Raw genomic sequence first — 19,214 nt, forward strand, 5'->3', positions numbered from 1 at the left:
AGAAGCTTTTCTTGTTATCGTATTGCTATTGCTTATACCACGTGTAGTTTGAGGTTGGCATTCTCAAAGAAGAATTCTTCCTCGCCAAATGCAGGCTCTAGATCGTCAATCCAGATTGCTTTCGGGTTGTACTTGGCAAAGAAAGGCCGGCCAACCCAATCCGGGTTTCGTCCTTGCAGGAAGTTCAGCATAAAGACTTTCTCCCCATGGATTTTCTGAATGCCTAAAACCTGTACTTTGCCAGGAGCACAAGACATGGATGGTCCACGAACCGTACGACACACGCCACTTACTTTCTGAATGGCTTTTTGATAGGTTTTCCAGGCCTCTTCAAGCGTTACTGCAAAATAGTCCTGAGCTCCGGTGTTGCGGGCCATAAACATATAGTAAGGAATGATTCCGAGGTTCACTTGTTCGCGCCACATTTTTGACCACAAGTCCGGATCGTTGTTAATATTTTTTAGCAGAGGTGATTGCGAACGAATTTGTACGCCAGCTGCTTGCAGGTTTTTAATAGCTTGCTTGACAGCCTCAGTTTCCATAGCACGTGGGTGATTGAAATGAGCCATTAAAGAAATCGAAATTCCCCGATCAGCCACTTTGCGGAAAAGCTTCATTAAATCTTCAGCATCGTCATCGGTAGTAAAGCGATAAGGCCAATAGCTTAATGCCTTGGTACCAATACGAATGGTGCGAATGTGATCCAGGTCGGCATCCAGAATGGCGTTGAAATAATGTTCAAAAAACTTGGTTTTCATAACTGCCGGATCCCCGCCGGTAAAAAGAACATCGGTAATTTCCGGATGCACTTTTAAGTACTCAATCATCAAGTCGGCTTCTTTCATGGCAAACTTGAAGCTGTTTAACGCAAACTGAGGCCAGCGGAAACAAAACGTACAGTAGGCATGGCAGGTTTGTCCCTGACTGGGGAAAAACAGCATGGTTTCGCGATACTTGTGCTGAATGCCATTGAGCCTTACGCCATTTAACTCGGGAACGTTGGATTCCTGTCCGGCCGGATTTGGATTGAGTTGAAGCCTAATTTCGTCAACTGCTTTTTTAATGGTTGCCTTGTCGGTAGTGCTTTTCAGCAGCTTGGCAATTTTTTGAAAATGTTCCTCGGAGAGCATTCCTTTTTGCGGAAAGTTGAGGATAAAAAACGGATCCTTTGCAAAGTTGTTCCAGTCGATCAGTTCATCAACGATGTAGTTACTCACTTTGAAAGGCAAGACAGTCCCAATAACTTCAATGGTAAACTGTTCCTCTTTGCTTAACTGTGCAATTTGAGGAATCTGTCTGAAGTTACTGAGTGTATAAGAACGATAATTCATACTTTTTTAGTTTTTAAAGAAGTTAATACCACCAGGAGTAATAACCAATATCATGTGAAAACTGGGGTTGCCGTTGCAGCCACCTAAAACATGATATATTACATACTTTTAAGTCCCTTTTTTGTAGCTTTGCGAAGATAATAAAAAAGCGGGAATTTCGAAAGCGAATTGTGGGCTGCGACCCCGGTTCTTGCAAGTTATAGCTGTAATAGTCAGGTCTTTTGAAAATCGACTTGACCTTTGGGGGAAAGCGGGCTTACGGATTCTTTTGGACAAAGAACCTCTGCTTACAGTTTGTGAGCAATGCGGTGGGTTAAGCACTAAAGTGTATTGCTCACGACTGGCTTGGCGAAAATTTCAAAACTACCGGACATTTCCTGATAGCGGGTACTATTCTTTAGTGACTCAGCTTCTCGGCACGACTGGCGTCCAAACGCAGGAAAATAAAAAGCAATATGGTAAACGACCAGAGCGATGATCCACCGTAGCTAAAAAAGGGTAGTGGAATCCCAATTACCGGGGCGAGTCCAATCGTCATTCCTACATTGATGACCAAGTGAAAAAAGAGGATACAGGCTACACTGTAACCATACACCCGGCTAAAGGTCGATCGCTGGCGTTCGGCCAGGTAGATTAAGCGAAGCAACAAGAACAGGAACAGCATGATGACAGTGGTTGTTCCAATAAATCCCCATTCTTCACCCACGGTGCAAAAAATAAAGTCGGTACTTTGCTCGGGTACAAAGTCAAACTTGGTTTGCGTGCCCTTCAGAAATCCTTTGCCGGAGAAACCGCCTGAGCCAATGGCAATTTTCGACTGGTTCACATTCCAGCCTACCCCTGTAGGATCGGAGCTGATACCCAGTAATTCGTTAATCCGCCCTTGTTGGTGCGGTTGCAATACATTGTTGAATACATAATCTACGGAGAAAGTCATCAGCACCAGTCCAAAGTATAGAGCCAAAACAATGAGCAGGTTGTACAGGCGCTTGCGAAGGGCGTACACCGCAAAAATAAGGGATGAGATGAACGTAGAAAGCAGTAAGAGTTTTACCTGGGGCTGTTCGAGCTTGAAAATATGTCCACCAAGAAGAAAAACAGCAGATAAACTGGCGTAAATGGCGAAAGCCTTGAGCGATTCAGAGAGTTTCTGACGCATGAAGTAATGAAAAAGCAGGGCGCCAATACTCAAGGTAAAAATGGTGTGCAAGGGCGACAAAACCAGCGTGAGAATAAAAATAAGGGCTGAAACAAAGGCCAGAAACAAGACAAAGCCTGATAAGCCTTCGCGGAACAAAACCAATATAAATACACTGATTACAAGAGCTGAGCCGGTGTCGTTCTGCAGAAAGATAAGCAAAACCGGAAGCAGCAAAATGATGCCGATAACCAACAGGGATTGAAATCGGTGCATCTTGAAATTATAGGAGCTCAAGTACTTAGCCAAGGCCAGGGCAGTGGTGAATTTGACAAACTCGGCCGGCTGAATGGCTATTCCACCCAGCTGAAACCAGGAGGTTGCCCCTTTTACCTTGGTGCCCACCAGAAGCACGGCAATGAGTAAAAGGATGGTGATAGCATAAAATCCATAGGCGGAAAAAACATAGAACTTACTATCAATAATAATGATCGTGAGTCCGATTATCAAGGCCGCACCAATCCAGATCAGCTGTTTTCCATAGCGTTGGGTCATGTCCAAAATGCTGCTATGTTCTTCGTTGTAAACCGCCGCATAGATATTAATCCATCCCATAAAAATAAGGATGAGGTAAAGTAGAATGCTAAACCAGTCCAGATTGGCCCATATGTTGTTTCTTCTTTCCACGCTATTTATTTTGGTTGAATGGGATTTAACAAATTGGCATCGCGCATGCGTTCTTCAGTAGGAATACGACGCGGAGCAATACTATCGTTCAAGTACTTTTCAATAATTAAACTGGCAATGGGAGCAGCATAGCGGGAGCCCCATACCCCGTTTTCAACATATACCGAAATGGCAATTTTGGGATTCTCCTTGGGTGCAAAAGCAATGAATACCGAGTGATCGGAACCATGTGGGTTTTGTACCGTTCCGGTTTTTCCACAAATTGTAATGCTATCCAGTTTCGAGTAGTAGCGTACGCCACTTTCTTCCACTACGGCCTGCATGCCGTCAATTACCACTTCAAAATGCTCAGGAGAAATGCTGGTTTCATGGCGTTCAAATTCAATATCTTGCGGATCATCCTTGGTACTCCAGACCGATTTGACCAGGTGAGGCGTAATGAAATACCCCCGGTTGGCAATGGTTGCCGCCAGATTGGCCAGCTGAAAAGGGGTGATTAATAGCTCGCCCTGCCCAATGGCCATGGAACGGACGGTTAAGGCATTCCATCCGTTTTGTCCGTAATAGTAATTGTAATAAGAATCTTGGGGGATGTTGCCCGACAGCTCGTTGCTTAGTTCGGTTCCCAGGCGTTGCCCTAGTCCGAAGGTCAATAAGTGGTCCCTCCAGACGTTATAGCCTTGATCAGCTTTGGGGTATTTTCGTATAATCGAGTTGAAAGCATGCCAGAAGTAAGGGTTGCACGACTCACGTATGGCATCGCGCAGGCCAATGGGCGAATAGTGGTCGTGTGTACATCGTATGGGGCGCGATCCTCTTCCACTACAACTAAAGGTGGTCAAGGGAGTAATGGTTTCCTCTTCAAGACCAATCAAGGCATTGATAAGCTTGAAGGTGGAACCCGGAGGATAGGCTGCCCGAATGGCCCGGTTTTCAATAGGTTCAAGCGTATCTTTATTGAGTTTTAGGAAATTTGCCCCGCGTGAGCGCCCTACCAGCAGCGACGGATCGTAAGTGGGTGCACTTAAAAAGGTCAGTACTTCACCGGTAGCTGGTTCAATAGCGACTACACTGCCTTTTTTATTTTGCATCAGGTATTCGGTGTAGGCCTGCAAGTCAGCATCCAGGGTTGAGGTCAGGTTTTTGCCAAGTATGGCTACGGTGTCGCTGCGGCCTTCGCGGTAGCTGCCTTTGATGCGGTTGTGTACATCCACCAGCTGAAAGTTCACACCTTTTTGTCCACGAAGTTCTTCTTCGTACGCTTTTTCCAGCCCTGTAACTCCAATGTAGTCGCCCTGGGTGTAGTAGGGGTCTTGTTCAATTTTTGCCCGGTCTACCTCTCCAACGTATCCAAGAGCATGAGCGGCTGTTCGTTGGGGGTATTCACGTAGGGTACGCGCCTGAACAAAAAAGCCGGGAAAGCGAAAAATCTTTTCTTGCAATACGGCATAATTTTCAGGCGAAAGTTGTTTGATGATGACCGATGGTTTGTACGACGAATATTTCTTGGCCTTGTGAAGGTTTTCAACCAGTTCGGCTTTGTCGATGTCTAAAATCCGGCAAAAGCTGGTGGTGTCAAAAGCGGATAATTCGCGCGGTGTTACCAGCAGGTCATACGATGCTTTGTTGTAAACAAGCAATTCGCCGTTGCGGTCGTAGATTAATCCACGTGCAGGGTAGGTAATTACCCGGCGCAGCACATTCCGGGTAGCGTACTGCTTGTAATTATTGTCGAGTACCTGCAGCCGAAACAGTCGGACTGTATAGATTAATGCGACCAGGATAAAGATTGCCGCCAGTAGGTATTTTCGTTTTGCAAAATTGTCCACAAGTTTTACTCCTTAAAAATCAGAAACTGGCTGATGATGATCAATAGTATTGTAAAGGCAGCACTTAACAAACTTCGCGTTAACGTATGGATAAAAGCATTTAAGGAAAATGCTTCAACAAAAAATAAAAAGAGATGGTGAGCTACCACAAGTAACAGTGTGTAACGCATAAACCAGCCAAAGCCCATCAGTGTTAAACGGGGGCTTGAATTGGCGTCAATATTATCGCGTGAGGAGATCAGGTCAATGGTTGAGGGCCGCAGAAAGGCCATAAACGTGGTGGCCGAGGCGTGCATCCCTGGGGTATTACTAAAAATATCAATGGACAAACCTAAAAAAAATCCCAGGAAAAGTAACAGGTAACGCGGGGTTTCAAAAGGCAGTAACAAGATGAAAAGAACATACAAATAAGGATTCACGTAGCCACTGAATTGGATGTTGTTGAGAAGCAGGGCTTGCAGCAACACCAATATTACAAACATGATGACATATTTCAGCAGATCTCTAATCATTGGTATTTTGGTCCTCCAGGTTTATTTGTTCTTCCAGAAAGTTATTTTTCACCAATTGAACGTGGGTAATTGTTTTGAAATTGGTAGACAGGCGAATCTTGATTTTGTAAAAATTCGCTCCGCTGTCATGGTTAAAATCATCAATCACTCCAAGCATAATTCCTTCGGGGAAAATGGATGAATACCCACTGGTGATAATTGTGTCGCCAGCGGCTAATTCAACGTGAAAAGGAATTTCGTTGAGCTGGGCGTATTCATGATTGTCTCCGGACCAGGACAATGACCCAAAGTAATTGTTTTTTTTGATTTTGGCCGATACCCGCCACCGTTTGTTCAAAATGGAAGGGCCGGAACTGTAGTGGTCCGTAACATTGGTCACTACGCCAACCACCCCATGCGGCCCAACAATCCCCATGTCCTGCTCAATGCCGTCGAGCCGGCCTTTGTTCATGGTTACGTAGTTGTATTGTTTATTGACCGAGTTATTGATAATGCGGGCGGGAATAAACCGATAGGTTGTATCTCGATTGAGCGTGGTGTCGCGCCGGCTGAAGATTTCAACAACCTCCAACTTTTGCAATTTGGTTTGCAGCTCCGCATTCTCAGCTGCCAGCTCGTCATTTATTTTCCGAAGTTGAAAATAATTGGTCAAATTGCTGGATGCTTCAAACAGGGAGGCTGAAACCCAATTGCTGGAGTTGAGAAATTTGACTCGCTGAAAGTTATTGTAGTTAACAATCAATATGAGCGACACGACTTCGAGAGCCAAAAACAGGAATACGAAATAATGTCGCGCAAGAAACTGGAGCAAACTTCTCATGAAGTAAACATATTTTGCTCTTTCCCATTCAGGATTATCTGATCAGGAAGGAGAATTTATCAACATTTTTTAATGCGATGCCGGTACCTCGTGCTACTGCACGTAAAGGGTCTTCGGCAACGTGGAACGGAATATTTAGTTTTTCGGTTAACCGCTTGTCCAGTCCGCGCAGTAAAGCACCACCTCCAGCTAAATAAATTCCCTTGGTAACAATGTCGGAATACAATTCCGGCGGTGTTTGTTCGAGGGCACTTAAAATAGCGGTTTCAATTTTTGAAATGGATTTTTCCAGGCAGTGGGAAATTTCCTGGTACGATACCGGAACTTCAATGGGCAATGCCGTCATCTGGTTGGGCCCTTGAATGATGAAATCATTTGGTGGTTCCTCCAGCTGAGACAGCGCTGATCCCACATGAATTTTAATTTCCTCTGCAGTCCGTTCTCCGATTTTAATATTGTGCTGGTGACGCATATATTCCATAATGTCTGCCGTGAGGTCATCACCGGCAATTCGAATGGATTTGTTGGTAACGATTCCGCCGAGTGAAATCACGGCAATTTCGGTCGTTCCACCACCGATGTCCACAATCATGCTTCCTTCCGGGGCTTCTACGTCCAGTCCAATTCCAATAGCGGCAGCCATCGGCTCATAAATCATGTACACCTCACGGCCGCCGGCATGTTCCGATGAGTCGCGAACAGCACGGATTTCCACTTCGGTAGAGCCCGAAGGAATACATACCACCATTTTTAAAGCTGGAGAAAAGAATTTAGATTTGGGATTGATCATCTTAATCATTCCCCTGATCATTTGCTCAGCGGCGTTAAAGTCGGCAATCACTCCATCGCGCAAAGGCCTGATTGTTTTCAGGTTGGCGTGTGTCTTTCCTTGCATCTGGCGTGCTTTTTCACCAATGGCAACGAGTTTTTCTGTTTTTAGGTCGATCGTTACTATCGACGGTTCGTCCACCACAATTTTATCATTCTGAATGATAATGGTATTTGCCGTCCCAAGGTCAATCGCTATTTCCTGGGTTAAAAATGAAAACAATCCCATAGTATAATTCTCTTTACAGTATCAATATTCCGCTAAAACTGTTGTTGTGATTAATGTTTAAAGTGACGTCTTCCGGTGAATAACATGGCCATGCCGAATTCATCACAGGCTTCAATCACTTCTTCATCACGGATGCTGCCACCGGGCTCAACCAGGTATTTTACACCATACTCGTTGGCTGCTTCGATGCTGTCCCGGAATGGGAAGAAGGCATCGGAGATCAGCACTGATTCTTCAATTTTGATTCCTTCTTTCAGGTTGAAACGAGGAATGGTTAATTGACGAAGGCTATCCAGGCGGTTGGGTTGTCCCATACCGGCGCCGGTCAGCCAGAACGAGCCGTCCGTGTTTTCAGTGACTAAAGCAATGGCATTACTTTTTAAATGTTTACATGCTGTAATACCAAACTTGGCGAGATTTAATTTATTGTCGTCAAATTGAATTTTTGTGACATTTTTGAATTCGGTGTCCATACCTTCATCTTCATCCTGAACCAACATGCCTCCGCTAATTGAGCGGTATAGTTTTTCGCCGGTTGATTCGGCTTTGACAGGAGTAACCAGCAAACGAAGGTTTTTCTTTTTACCGAAAACTTCCAGGGCTTCCGGAGTGAATGCCGGAGCAATGATGATTTCGACAAACTTTTTACCAAACCAGTTGGCCACTTCTTCGGTTACCGTGTCGGTAAAGCAAATGATGGAACCAAAGGCACTGATTGGGTCACCGGCCCAAGCCAGATCCAACGATTTCAGGATGTTGTCGGTTACAGCCAACCCACAAGGGTTAAGGTGCTTGATCACCGAAACAGCCACTTTGTTTTCCAGGTGGGTTACCGAATGGTAAGCGTCGCTGGCCGATTTCCAGGCTGCGTCTGCATCCAGCAGGTTGTTGTACGACAGGGCTTTCCCTTGTAAAACATCAGCGTTGGCCAGGGTGGTTTTGTTGTCGGTGTTGTCAAATTTGTAAAAGGTCGCCGACTGGTGTGGGTTTTCGCCATAACGCAGCACATGGCCGTCGTTTAAGCTTACCCGGTTGGTTTCGGTAATGCCTTCGTTGAAATAGTTGAAGATGGCTGAATCGTAGTGCGAAGACGTGGCAAAGGCTTTACGTGCAAAGGCTTTGCGGTCTTCAATCGAACTTTCACCATTTTTCTCATCCAGCAACTGGATGAAGTCTTCGTATTGGGTACGTGATGAAACGATAATTACATCGTTGAAGTTTTTGGCTGCCCCACGAATCAAGGCAATGCCGCCGATATCTATTTTTTCAATAATGTCTTGTTCTGAAGCTCCGGAGGCCACTGTTTCTTCAAAAGGGTATAAATCAACAATGACTAAATCAATTTCAGGAATTTCATATTCCGTCAGTTGTTTTTGGTCGCCTTCGTTGTCGCGGCGATTCAAAATACCTCCAAAAACTTTGGGATGAAGCGTTTTTACACGGCCTCCAAGGATGGATGGGTAACTGGTCAGGTCTTCAACCGGGGTTACTTTAGTTCCTAAGCCCTCAATAAATGTTTGAGTTCCACCTGTTGAATAGATTTGAACTCCTAACTGATCAAGTTTTTGTACAATAGCATCCAGCTTGTCCTTATGATAAACCGAAATGAGCGCCGATTTAATCTTTTTTAAATCCTTCATTTATAGTCTTTTGAAATTGATGGACAAAGATAGTAAAAAACGACTGATTTTTCTTCTGCCAAAGGCGGTGAATTCCGCAATTTATTATTGAAAAGATACTAACAACGGATCTTGGTTTTCTTCCTGCTTTTTGAATCATTTTAATCCGGAGCATGTTGCTATTTTTAAGGAGTGAAAGATTCCATTTGGAGGGAATAGTTATATCTTTATTGATCGAAACAAAAATGATGCTTTTACTGCGACTCATAATAGAAAGCTTTACGTTTGCCGGCGATTCGTTGCGAGCCAATAAATTGCGTACGTTTCTTTCGTTGTTGGGGATTACCATCGGCATTTTTGCCATCATCTCGGTTTTTACGGTGATTGATTCGTTGGAAAACTACATCCGGAAAAGTTTAAATGCCTTGGGCGATAACATGGTGTACGTGCAGAAGTGGCCATGGACCCCGCCCGAAGGTGAAACGGAATATCCCTGGTGGAAGTATTTGAATCGTCCGGTTCCAAAAATGGACGAGGCTGATGAGTTGATGCGTCGATCGCAGCATGCCGAGAATGCTGTGTTTTTATTCGGGTTTAATGCGACCGTACAATATGGAAGCAGTACGGCTGAAAATACAGAGGTGCTTGCTACTTCGCATGATTTGATTGATACCTGGAGTCTTGAACTGGAGCGCGGCCGGTACTTTACCGAGTCGGAAAGCCACTCGGGTGTTCCTTTGGCCTTGCTTGGTAGTGAGCTGGTCGACCGGCTGTTTGGAGGGATTGACCCCGTGGGGAAAGAATTTAAAGCGATGGGGCACCGTTTCCTGGTCATCGGAACCTATAAAAAGAAGGGAACCGACATGTTCGGCACAAGTATGGATAAGCGGATTCATATTCCGGTGAATTATGCGGCGAACATGGTTGACTTCCGAAACCGTGACCGGGGACAAACCATCAATGTCAAATCGAAGACCGGTGTTGGGCGCGAGGAATTTATGGCTGAACTGGAAGGTATCATGCGAACGCTGAGGCGTTTAAGGCCGATGGAGGAAAATGATTTTGCCATCAACGAGGTGAGTGTAATCAGCAACCGGTTTGATGCTTTTTTTGTGGCTTTTAACCTGGCGGGCTGGGTGATTGGTGGGTTTAGCATTGTGGTTGGCGGCTTCGGTATTGCCAATATTATGTTTGTGTCGGTTAAGGAGCGAACCCGGATTATTGGTATTCAAAAAGCCCTGGGGGCCAAAAAATATTTTATTCTGCTTCAGTTTATTTTCGAATCCGTTATTCTTTCCATCATGGGTGGGCTGGTCGGTTTGTTGCTGATTTTCCTGGGAACAGGCATTTTTAGCTATGTCTCAGACATGACCATTGCCATGAATGCCGAAAATGTGATGATGGGTGTGATGATCTCCGGTGTGATTGGCGTGCTGTCAGGCTTTTTGCCGGCATTGTCGGCTTCCCGTCTCGATCCGGTAGAGGCCATCAATTCAGTTTGACAGAGAATTATTCTGGATTTAAGATCGGACTCCAAAGCAAAATGGGCCGAGTTCAGACTCAGTCCGTATTTAAGCAATTTTCTTAACGATTTGTACTTCCCAAATGAATCAGTGCATCGCCCTGGTTGACGATGGGCGCGTGGTTGAGTCCCAGTACATGGCCGCTGGCAGGCATGCGCACCTTGTATTCAAACTTGCCATATGGATCCGAAATACTGCCAATAATTTCGCCTTTCTCCACCTTTGAGCCATCTTTTATGTGAAAGCGGAAAAGTCCGCCATGGCGGGCACGAACCCAGCTGGAGTGTTCAATGATGATGGATTCCGGCATGGGCATTTGAGCCAGTTCTTCAGAAAAGTCGCGCATTCCCAAGTGGTGCATAACGTTCTTAACGCCCCGGGTGCCGCGCATAGTTATCCGTTTATGGAAATCGAGCGACTTACCACCTTCAAACAATAAAACCTGTTTGCCCGACCGCGTGGCTGCCTGTCGGAAGGACTTTTCGCGGTCGGGGGCAAAGACGATGAAGCGAGGATTAAACACCTTGGCCAGTTCGACCAGCTCGGGGTTGCCCCGGCTGATGCGGATCTGTGAGCTGTTGAACCGGTTGGCTCCTCCTGAGTGAAAATCAATGCAGTAATCAATGTGCGGAAGGATGTTGTTCATCAGATGAAACGCAAAAATGCTGGCCAGTGAACCATTTTTTGAGCCTGGAAAAACCCGGTTCAGGTCCTTGCCATCCGGGAATTCGCGTGTCTGGCTCAGAAAACCAAAAACATTCAATACCGGAATGCAGATGACTGTTCCACGTTTGGGTTTATTGATTTTCCGGGCGATTATGTCCCGAATAATTTCCACGCCATTGACTTCATTGCCATGAATTCCGGCATTGAGCAAGAGAACCGGCCCGTCTTCGCGGCCCCGTTCCACAATTACAGGAACTTCAACTTTGGCCCGCGTGTGCAAACGGGCAATGTCCAGGTTCAGAATGGTTTGTTTTCCGGGAAGAATGGGTGTTCCCAGAATGGTCATCGGCTGGTGCTTTTTCATCTTGAAAAGCCTTTAAACGTTTCGTTCTACGTAGCGAATGATACTTTTGGCAATGTCGGATCCGGTGGCTGATTCAATCCCTTCCAGTCCGGGGGATGAATTTACTTCCAGAATTAGCGGACCATGGTTGGATTGCAGCATGTCTACTCCGGCTACGCCCAAGCCCATGACGCGGGCGGCTTTCAGAGCGGCATTTTCTTCATCCTCGGTCAGTTCAATGATTTCGGCAGTACCTCCCCGGTGCAGGTTAGAGCGGAATTCACCTTTCTTGCCCTGGCGTTTCATGGCACCCACCACCACACCATCAACCACAAAGGCGCGAACATCGGAACCTTTCGATTCTTTGATGTATTCCTGAACAATGACCCGGGCTTTCAGGCCGTTGAAGGCTTCAATAACCGATTCGGCGGCATTGTCGGTTTCGGCCAGTACCACGCCCAGCCCCTGGGTACCTTCAAGCACTTTGATGACGACAGGTGTACCACCAACAATTTTGATAATGTCCTTGACGTTGCGCGAATAGTTGGTAAAAACGGTTTTGGGCAGTCCCAGGCCGGCACGGCTTAAGATTTGCAAGCTGCGCAATTTGTCGCGGGAGCGAACCAGTGCCTGTGATTCGATGGCTGTAAATACTTTCATCATTTCGAACTGACGAACCACGGCTGTTCCGTAAAAGGTTACCGATGCTCCGATGCGGGGAATAACGGCATCAACATTTTCCAGTTTTTGACCTTTGTAATAAACCGCAGGTTTTTTCTTTTCAATCACCAGGTCGCACTTGGAGTGGTCGACCGTTATCATTTCGTGCCCGCGTTGCTGTCCGGCTTCTATAAGCCGTATGGTAGAGTAAAGATTTGGGTTTCGTGATAAAACAACAATTTTCATTCGTTCTGTTTTTACTTTTTAATTTACAATGTATGGAACTTTCAACGAAATATAAATCTGCGGTCGGTCTTTTTTACTTTGGTTATTGCTTGATGCACAGCTTGTCACTCCGTTTATTTTCCACCCTTTCCTTTAAAAGGTGATGGTTTTTATTTTTCCCTTGAGTGAAAGGTTACGCAGGGAGCTGTCCACCACAAAGCGCTTGGAAAGAAATTTGCGCCCCAGCAGAACCGGGAATTTCATGGAGCCACGCTCCGTGAGCGTAAGTTCGATCGGGAAAATTTGGTTAAATATTCTGATCTCAGTTAAAATGCTGAAGCGTTCTTCAAGCTGTCCGTTGGAGCTTTTTACTTTTTTCAGGGAAAAGCGATCAAAAACAAATTCTTTGTCATGGTATTTATCATGCTGCGGATCAAGAAAGTGGCAGGATAGTTTTTCTTTCCCGTCTTCCTCAGTCAGCTTGATGTTGTGACAATGAAAACTGGATGTGAAGGCTCCGGTGTCGGATTTAACCTCAATGCCTTCCAGTTTCAGCAAGGGGAAATCGGCAACATCTTCACGTCCTATGAGTGTTCTTGAAAGCGTCATGGCTTAGATAATGTTGAAAAACATTTTAGCAACCATCATGTACAGCATGAGGCCCAGGATATCGTTCATGGTTGTAATAAACGGACCAGTGGCCAGTGCCGGGTCTATTTTAAGTTTGTTGAGCACCAGTGGAATGGTTGTTCCAAAGAGCGAGGCAAAAACAATCACCATGAACAGCGATATACTTACAGCCCAGGTTAGTTTCAAGCTTTCGCCAAAGAAAAAATTGTACCCGAAAATGAGGCTGGAAAAGACCAGTGCGGTAATCATTCCCACAGCCAGTTCTTTTAGTAATTTTTTGCCAAAGGTGTCGAAATCACGGGCTCCGCTGGCAATGGTTTGTACTACAATGGATGAGGATTGCACCCCCACATTTCCGGCCATCGCAGCGATCAGCGGAATGAAGAAGGCAATGCCCTGGATTTGAGCTAGTGCCGTTTCGTTGGCGCCCAGTACCCGGGCACCCATAATTCCTCCCAGCAGGCCAATCAGTAGCCAGGGCAGGCGGGCTCGTGTTTGGCTCCAAACCCGGTCACCCGACTCCACATCGCCGGTAATACCCGAAACCATCTGGTAGTCCTTCTCGGCCTCCTCGCGAATCACATCCACCACGTCGTCAATGGTAATGCGGCCTTTCAGTCGGCCAATGTGATCTACCACCGGGATGGCAACCAGGTCAAAACGCTCCATGGCCAAAGCCACTTCTTCGTGGGTGGCGTCGGTTTTTACATAGTGAATCTCTTCCTCAATCAGGTTTTTGATTTTGGAATTCGTTGGATTCAAAATCAGTCTTTTGAGCGAGAGAATCCCTTTCAGAAAATCATCGTCATCCACCACATAAACGTAGTAAATTTCGTCAATGTCTTCGGCCTGTTTGGATATTGCTTTGAGCGATGTTTGAACCGTCCAGTTTTCATTGACTTTAATGAGCTCTTTAGCCATTAATCCACCGGCGGTATCTTCGTCATATTCCAGCAAATCCGCAATGTCGCCAGCCTGTTCTTTGTCCTTCATTTCCTGAAGAACAGCCTCTTTCATGTCGTCTTCCAGGTCGCGAACCACATCGGCTGCATCATCCGAATCCATGTATTCAATGAATTGATGGGCAATCAGTTCGGGAGGAAGAATGCGCAGGAATTTGCGGCGTTCGTTTTCGGGAATTTCCACCATGACATCCGAAGCCTTTTCGGGGTCGAGCAGCAGGTAGAGGTATTTCGCCTCATCCATAGTCAGCTCGTCCATCAGTTCGGCAATGTCAGTAGGGTGAAGGCTTTCCAGTTTTTCTAAAATGGCTTCTTTGGATTCGCTTTCGATAAGAGTTTTCAGCTCATCGATGTATTCTCTGTTGAGTTCAAATTGCATGTAACAGCTTTTAGGGCTGATTCTCGATCAGCCGGGTTAAACGTTCAAAGTCATTAACAGATAACTGCTCAGGACGTTTAGCGAGTAAGGGATCTTGTCTTAATTCCTCATCCCGGATAAAGGCTTTGATGGAGTTACGCAGGGTTTTGCGCCGTTGGTTAAAGCCGGCTTTTACCAGCTGAAAGAAAAGCTTTTCGTTGCAATCCAGCTTTTGGGTGGCATTCCGACGCAGGCGAATCACTCCGGATTTGACTTTGGGTGGCGGGTTGAAAACATGTTCGTGAACGGTGAACAAGTACTCAATATCATAAAAAGCCTGGAGAAACACACTCAGAATACCATAGGCTTTACTGCCGGGCCCGGTTGCCAGCCGTTCGGCCACTTCTTTCTGAATCATGCCCACCACTTCCGGAATCTGATCGCGGTATTCCAGTACCTTGAAAAAGATTTGCGAGGAGATGTTGTAGGGAAAATTGCCAATAATGGCAAAGGGTTCGCTGAAGTGCTCGTGCAGGTTCATCCTCAGAAAATCCTTCGAAAGAATGCGGTCTCCCAGCTCGGGAAAATGCGTTTGAAGATACGCCACCGATTCCCTGTCAATCTCAACAACGGTGGTCTGGTAGTTTTCTTTTTGTAATAAAAACTGGGTGAGAACGCCCATACCCGGACCAATCTCCAACACCTGGTTCAGCTTTTCGGCTTGCAGGCTATCCACTATTTTGAGGGCAATATTCTTATCGGTTAAGAAATGTTGTCCCAGGTTCTTTTTTGCTCTGACATTGGTCATTGTTGTTGTTCTCGTGCTTTTAGGATTTTAGATATGTTGTTAAAATTCGAGGTGAATTAAAACAAATATCTATTTTTGTCTGCGAAACTTGCCTTTTTTAAGGCGTGCAAATGTAATAAAGTACTTAATAAAAATAGGAAGTGTCGCTAAAATCCATCTTAAATTTAGCGTAATTTCAGTAATTAACAAGTTTGCTTTGAATTCAAAAATTACCAAAAGCCTTAAATTTCTCGCCTTTTTAGCCTTAGGGGTTCTTTTATTTTGGTTGGTCTATAAAGATCAGGATGTTGACCGGTTGAAGTCCATCCTTAAAAATGATGTCAATTACTGGTGGGTTTTGCTCTCGCTTGTGTTGGGATTGTTAAGTCATGTTAGCCGAACCATTCGGTGGAACCTGATGATTGAACCTCTGGGAAAAACACCCCGTACGCTGAATACTTTTTTGGCCGTGATGGTGGGGTACCTGATGAACCTGGTATTTCCGCGAATGGGAGAGATTTCGCGTTGTGGCGTGTTGGCTCGTTACGAAAATATGTCATTTACCCAGTTGATCGGGACGGTTGTGGTTGAGCGAATCATTGATGTGATTATGCTGTTGCTGCTAACCCTAACCATCATTGTGGTGCAGTTTGGAGAAGTCATTCAGTTCTTGGATAACAACCCGGAAGTAAAAGCACAACTGTCGAACATCGCGTTTTCGCCGTGGGCGGTTTTAAGTATTGCTGGCCTGATTGGGCTGCTGGTGCTCTTCCGGAAACGCCTGTTGCAAACCAAAGCCTTGAGCAAGGTGCGGGTTATTCTCAATAATTTTGCTGAAGGCTTACGTTCGTTTAAAGACATGAGAAACAAGTGGGCCTTTTTGGCGCACTCCATCTTTATTTGGGTGATGTACTACCTGATGTTGTATGTCATCTTCTTTTCATTTGACTTTACTTCGCACTTGTCGGCGATTGCCGGGCTAACCACCTTTGTGCTGGGAAGCTACGGGATGGTGGCCCCGGTACAGGGCGGCATTGGTGCCTGGCATTTTATGGTGATGCAGGTCCTGATGGTCTATGGCATCGACAAGGCGGACGGAATGGTTTTCGCCTTGCTGGCTCACACGTCCATGATGGGAATGATGATTATTCTCGGACTGGTAGCCTTGCTGATTCTGCCTTTTATCAACCGGCGCGAAGCTACTGCTTAATCAGGGTATTTGCTTGTTGGTGTGATAATCGACGGATTAGTTTGGCTTGAAGGTTGTCAACTTGGTACTTCTTTTTAATTTTGGGGAATGCCTGGCCGGGGATACCTTGAGTTTGAATGAATCAAAATAGGGGTGCAACCAGCTGTTCGAAATTTAAACAGGGAGGAAGAATCAGTTTCATGAATACAGAGCTCTTTATCGCACGTCGGTTATTTTCATCCAAAGATCAGACACAACGCATGTCGCGGCGCATTGTGCGGCTGGCTGTGGCCGGCATCAGCCTGGGCATGGTGGTTATGATTCTGGCCGTGGGGATCGTTACGGGCTTTCAGCGTGAAATTGAAGAAAAAGTCAACGGCTTTGCGGCCCACTTGCAGGTGGTTAACTACGACAGCAACCTTTCTTACCAAACCGAATCCATCAATCAGGATCAGCCTTTTCTGGAGGAGCTGAAAGCCATGTCCGAGGTGAAGCATGTGCAACAGTTTATCACCAAGCCCGGTATGATTCGTACCGAGGATGCTATTCAAGGGATGGTGCTGAAAGGCATTGGTACAGATTTCGACTGGAACTTTTTTGACCACAACCAGGTGGCCGGTTCCCGACTGGTGCTGGATTCGCTGCGAACCAACCAGGTTTGGATCTCGGAACAAATTTCGAACTTGCTGCAACTGGGCCTGGGCGATTCCTTTCGCATGTATTTTCTGAATGAAAATGAACGCACGCCCCGCATCCGCCAGTTTGAGGTTGGTGGAATATACCGGACAGGGCTTGAAGAGTTCGATGAGATGTTTATGCTGATCGACATCCGGCATTTGCAAAGCCTGAACTCCTGGGCCGAAGATGAAATCAGTGGCTACGAAGTTTTTGTCAACGACCTGGACGAAGTGGATGAGCTGGAGTATGAGGTGCGCAACCTCATTTTGGCGAACCTGGCCGATGAAGATACCCTGCTGCGCGTGATTAACATCAAACGCAAATTCCCGCATATTTTCGACTGGCTCAACCTGCTCGACATGAATGTGTGGATCATCCTGGTGCTGATGGTGCTGGTGGCCGGCTTTAACATGGTCTCGGGCCTGCTGGTCATTATCCTGGAACGCACCCAGATGATCGGAATCCTGAAATCGCTCGGAGCAGCCAATGTCAATGTACGGAAAATATTCCTGTACTTCTCGGCTTTCCTGATTGGCGAAGGACTGTTGTGGGGCAATGTGCTGGGCTTAATGCTCGGACTTTTGCAGCATTATTTTGAAATCATCCACCTCGATCCAACTTCGTACTATGTTGATACCGTGCCGGTGAATATTTCCATTTTGCATTTGCTCTTGCTGAATATCGGTGCTTTGGGAATTACCATTTTCATGTTGCTGGGCCCTTCCTACTTTGTCAGCCGCATTGCACCCGAAAAAACCATCCGCTTCGATTAGGGGGGATAATCGGTTTTCAGTTGTCGGTTGTCGGTTTTCAGTTATCGGTTGTCAAATTGTTTTTTGCTCTGTGTGACTCTGTGAATTCCTCCTGGTCACTCTGTGGTTAAAGAGACTGTCATTATTTGTCATGAAAATTGATTATCAGACTGTGCTTGATCTCGTGCGCTCTCCTTTCTGCCTACTGCCTTCTACCTGTTTCCCTGATTTTCAGATTGTACGTGAGTTCGTGCCCTCGTGCGTTCTTCTCTTCGCGTCTTTGCGGTTAAAAGAACTGTTGTCGGTTTTCAGTTATCGGTTGTTTTTGCTCTGTGGTTAAGGAGACTGTCATTGATGGTCATTGGTTGTTAGCTATTTGTTTGATGCCCAGATTTTCAGATTATGCGTGCGTTCTCCTTGCTACCTATTGCCTTCTGCCTGTTTCCTTGGTGCTCTTAACCCATCCGTCCCGGTTCCCGGGCCACCTTCCCTTCGAGAAGAGAAGGAAATCCAACCACCCGAGTACGGAGCGTTTTATTAAACCTTGGTAGCACCATTCAATTTTTCACCCAATTAACCTTATTCCCTTATTCGAAGAGATTAGGAGTTAGTATCAAACACGAATTAAGCTGTAGTCGGATTAAGGCCCGATTGACAGGTGCTTATGTTGTCGATTGTTTGGATTGTTCGTGCCCTCGTGCCCTCGTGCGTTCTCCTTGCTGCCTTCTGCCTTCTGCCTGTTTCCTTGATTTTCAGCCTGTGTGTCCGTTCTTCTCTTCGTGCCTTCGCGGTTTGAGGCAGGCTGCTCTTTTCTCCTCCTTGTCAGGCGGGGAAATGGGCCTGAGCCGGACAGTTGAGTTTCGATGCTGAATGCATGTGTTTATCGGTCTGAAAAGTTGTCGGTTTGTAATGGTTCCGGAGAATGTCTACTACTCCTTTCTCCTCCTGGTCAGGAGGAGTACTTTCGCCAAACGCGAAAGGGAGGTGGTTGTTGGGTTATTTAATTCGTTTTTCACTTTGCGGTGAAGTGGAGGAAGTACTCAAGCTTGTTTTTTTGTGTATAGTGTTCTCCTTTCAATCGGAGTTGGTCCCTGATGCCTAACGTTTCCTCTGCTTTCCGTCTGCTTTTTTGTGTTAGGAAAGTCAAAAACGGCTCTTTCTCCCAACTTTAACTGGTAAATGTGTTTACCAGAGCGGTAAATGACCTTACCAGACAGGTAAATGAGGCTACCAGACAGGTAAACGTGTCTACCAGAGAGGTAAATGTGTTTACCAGAGAAGTAAATGACCTTACCAGAGGGGTTGACATGCCTACTAACGAGGTTTTTGACTAAAACAAGCGATTTTGGGTCCTTTTTATAAAAAACAGGGGAGAGTGTTCAACAAACTGTGTCATGTAAACAAAAATGAATGTTTTAAAATTTACATGATATGGGAAAAGAAAAGTT

15 protein-coding genes are annotated in these 19,214 nt (G+C 45.8%); 3 read left to right on the forward strand and 12 right to left on the reverse strand.

Features of this window, described 5'->3' with window-relative positions:
• Window positions 1–32 precede the first annotated feature (32 nt).
• The 7 genes from Q1A18_RS17575 to purH all read right to left on the reverse strand — a co-directional run bounded on the left by Q1A18_RS17575 (window position 33) and on the right by purH (window position 9,014).
• Window positions 33–1,331 (reverse strand): radical SAM protein, encoded by a 1,299-nt coding sequence (locus tag Q1A18_RS17575; RefSeq protein WP_299583818.1) that lies wholly within the window; start codon window positions 1,329–1,331, stop codon window positions 33–35.
• Window positions 1,332–1,728: 397 nt separating this feature from the next.
• Window positions 1,729–3,156 (reverse strand): rod shape-determining protein RodA, encoded by a 1,428-nt coding sequence (rodA, locus tag Q1A18_RS17580; RefSeq protein WP_299583821.1) that lies wholly within the window; start codon window positions 3,154–3,156, stop codon window positions 1,729–1,731.
• 5 nt (window positions 3,157–3,161) lie between these two features.
• Entirely contained in the window at window positions 3,162–4,985 is a 1,824-nt protein-coding gene (gene mrdA / locus Q1A18_RS17585; RefSeq protein WP_299583824.1) for a penicillin-binding protein 2, read from the reverse strand.
• A 5-nt stretch (window positions 4,986–4,990) separates the two neighbouring features.
• Entirely contained in the window at window positions 4,991–5,497 is a 507-nt protein-coding gene (gene mreD / locus Q1A18_RS17590) for a rod shape-determining protein MreD (protein ID WP_299583828.1), read from the reverse strand.
• Window positions 5,490–6,317 (reverse strand): rod shape-determining protein MreC, encoded by an 828-nt coding sequence (mreC, locus tag Q1A18_RS17595; protein ID WP_299583831.1) that lies wholly within the window; start codon window positions 6,315–6,317, stop codon window positions 5,490–5,492. Before mreC ends, mreD begins: the two co-directional genes overlap by 8 nt.
• A gap of 34 nt (window positions 6,318–6,351) precedes the next feature.
• Window positions 6,352–7,374, reverse strand: coding sequence for a rod shape-determining protein (locus tag Q1A18_RS17600; protein ID WP_299583834.1), 1,023 nt, complete (start codon window positions 7,372–7,374; stop codon window positions 6,352–6,354).
• Between the two features lie 50 nt (window positions 7,375–7,424).
• Window positions 7,425–9,014, reverse strand: a complete 1,590-nt coding sequence (gene purH / locus Q1A18_RS17605) for a bifunctional phosphoribosylaminoimidazolecarboxamide formyltransferase/IMP cyclohydrolase (protein ID WP_299583837.1) — start codon at window positions 9,012–9,014, stop codon at window positions 7,425–7,427.
• 224 nt (window positions 9,015–9,238) lie between these two features.
• On the opposite strand from purH, the gene Q1A18_RS17610 reads away from it, so the two are divergent.
• Complete coding sequence (locus Q1A18_RS17610) at window positions 9,239–10,495, forward strand: ABC transporter permease (RefSeq protein ID WP_299583840.1); 1,257 nt, start codon at window positions 9,239–9,241, stop codon at window positions 10,493–10,495.
• Window positions 10,496–10,577: 82 nt separating this feature from the next.
• Here the strand turns inward: Q1A18_RS17610 and Q1A18_RS17615 are convergent, their stop codons facing one another.
• From Q1A18_RS17615 to rsmA, 5 genes are all read right to left on the reverse strand, one after another.
• A complete protein-coding gene (locus tag Q1A18_RS17615) occupies window positions 10,578–11,546 on the reverse strand; it encodes a succinylglutamate desuccinylase/aspartoacylase family protein (RefSeq protein ID WP_299583843.1) in 969 nt (322 codons plus the stop codon).
• Between the two features lie 12 nt (window positions 11,547–11,558).
• Complete coding sequence (rimK, locus tag Q1A18_RS17620) at window positions 11,559–12,431, reverse strand: 30S ribosomal protein S6--L-glutamate ligase (RefSeq protein WP_299583846.1); 873 nt, start codon at window positions 12,429–12,431, stop codon at window positions 11,559–11,561.
• A 132-nt stretch (window positions 12,432–12,563) separates the two neighbouring features.
• Window positions 12,564–13,019: a RimK/LysX family protein gene (locus tag Q1A18_RS17625; protein WP_299583849.1), complete on the reverse strand. Its 456-nt coding sequence runs from the start codon at window positions 13,017–13,019 to the stop codon at window positions 12,564–12,566.
• A 3-nt stretch (window positions 13,020–13,022) separates the two neighbouring features.
• Entirely contained in the window at window positions 13,023–14,381 is a 1,359-nt protein-coding gene (mgtE, locus tag Q1A18_RS17630; RefSeq protein WP_299583852.1) for a magnesium transporter, read from the reverse strand.
• A 10-nt stretch (window positions 14,382–14,391) separates the two neighbouring features.
• Window positions 14,392–15,168 carry a 16S rRNA (adenine(1518)-N(6)/adenine(1519)-N(6))-dimethyltransferase RsmA gene (rsmA, locus tag Q1A18_RS17635; protein WP_299583855.1) on the reverse strand — a complete coding sequence of 259 codons (777 nt, stop codon included), beginning with the start codon at window positions 15,166–15,168 and terminating at the stop codon, window positions 14,392–14,394.
• Window positions 15,169–15,364: 196 nt separating this feature from the next.
• Here rsmA and Q1A18_RS17640 point away from each other — a divergent pair, with 196 nt between their 5' ends.
• Window positions 15,365–16,357: a lysylphosphatidylglycerol synthase transmembrane domain-containing protein gene (locus tag Q1A18_RS17640; protein ID WP_299583858.1), complete on the forward strand. Its 993-nt coding sequence runs from the start codon at window positions 15,365–15,367 to the stop codon at window positions 16,355–16,357.
• Between the two features lie 179 nt (window positions 16,358–16,536).
• The gene (locus Q1A18_RS17645) at window positions 16,537–17,787 is read left to right on the forward strand and encodes an FtsX-like permease family protein (protein WP_299583861.1); all 1,251 of its coding nucleotides are present in this window, start codon (window positions 16,537–16,539) and stop codon (window positions 17,785–17,787) included.
• Window positions 17,788–19,214 lie beyond the last annotated feature (1,427 nt).

The sequence above is a fragment of the uncultured Sunxiuqinia sp. genome, from assembly GCF_947495665.1.
Taxonomy (GTDB): domain Bacteria; phylum Bacteroidota; class Bacteroidia; order Bacteroidales; family Prolixibacteraceae; genus Sunxiuqinia; species Sunxiuqinia rutila.

What these genes read in the sequence shown, in the direction of transcription:
- Q1A18_RS17575 (WP_299583818.1), bottom strand. Translation starts at nt 1,331, where the DNA reads ATGAATTATCGTTCTTATACACTCAGTAACTTCAGACAGATTCCTCAA.
- Q1A18_RS17645 (WP_299583861.1), top strand. Translation starts at nt 16,537, where the DNA reads ATGAATACAGAGCTCTTTATCGCACGTCGGTTATTTTCATCCAAAGAT.
- rimK (WP_299583846.1), bottom strand. Translation starts at nt 12,431, where the DNA reads ATGAAAATTGTTGTTTTATCACGAAACCCAAATCTTTACTCTACCATA.
- mreD (WP_299583828.1), bottom strand. Translation starts at nt 5,497, where the DNA reads ATGATTAGAGATCTGCTGAAATATGTCATCATGTTTGTAATATTGGTG.
- Q1A18_RS17610 (WP_299583840.1), top strand. Translation starts at nt 9,239, where the DNA reads ATGATGCTTTTACTGCGACTCATAATAGAAAGCTTTACGTTTGCCGGC.
- purH (WP_299583837.1), bottom strand. Translation starts at nt 9,014, where the DNA reads ATGAAGGATTTAAAAAAGATTAAATCGGCGCTCATTTCGGTTTATCAT.
- Q1A18_RS17615 (WP_299583843.1), bottom strand. Translation starts at nt 11,546, where the DNA reads ATGAAAAAGCACCAGCCGATGACCATTCTGGGAACACCCATTCTTCCC.
- Q1A18_RS17600 (WP_299583834.1), bottom strand. Translation starts at nt 7,374, where the DNA reads ATGGGATTGTTTTCATTTTTAACCCAGGAAATAGCGATTGACCTTGGG.
- mreC (WP_299583831.1), bottom strand. Translation starts at nt 6,317, where the DNA reads ATGAGAAGTTTGCTCCAGTTTCTTGCGCGACATTATTTCGTATTCCTG.
- rsmA (WP_299583855.1), bottom strand. Translation starts at nt 15,168, where the DNA reads ATGACCAATGTCAGAGCAAAAAAGAACCTGGGACAACATTTCTTAACC.
- Q1A18_RS17625 (WP_299583849.1), bottom strand. Translation starts at nt 13,019, where the DNA reads ATGACGCTTTCAAGAACACTCATAGGACGTGAAGATGTTGCCGATTTC.
- mgtE (WP_299583852.1), bottom strand. Translation starts at nt 14,381, where the DNA reads ATGCAATTTGAACTCAACAGAGAATACATCGATGAGCTGAAAACTCTT.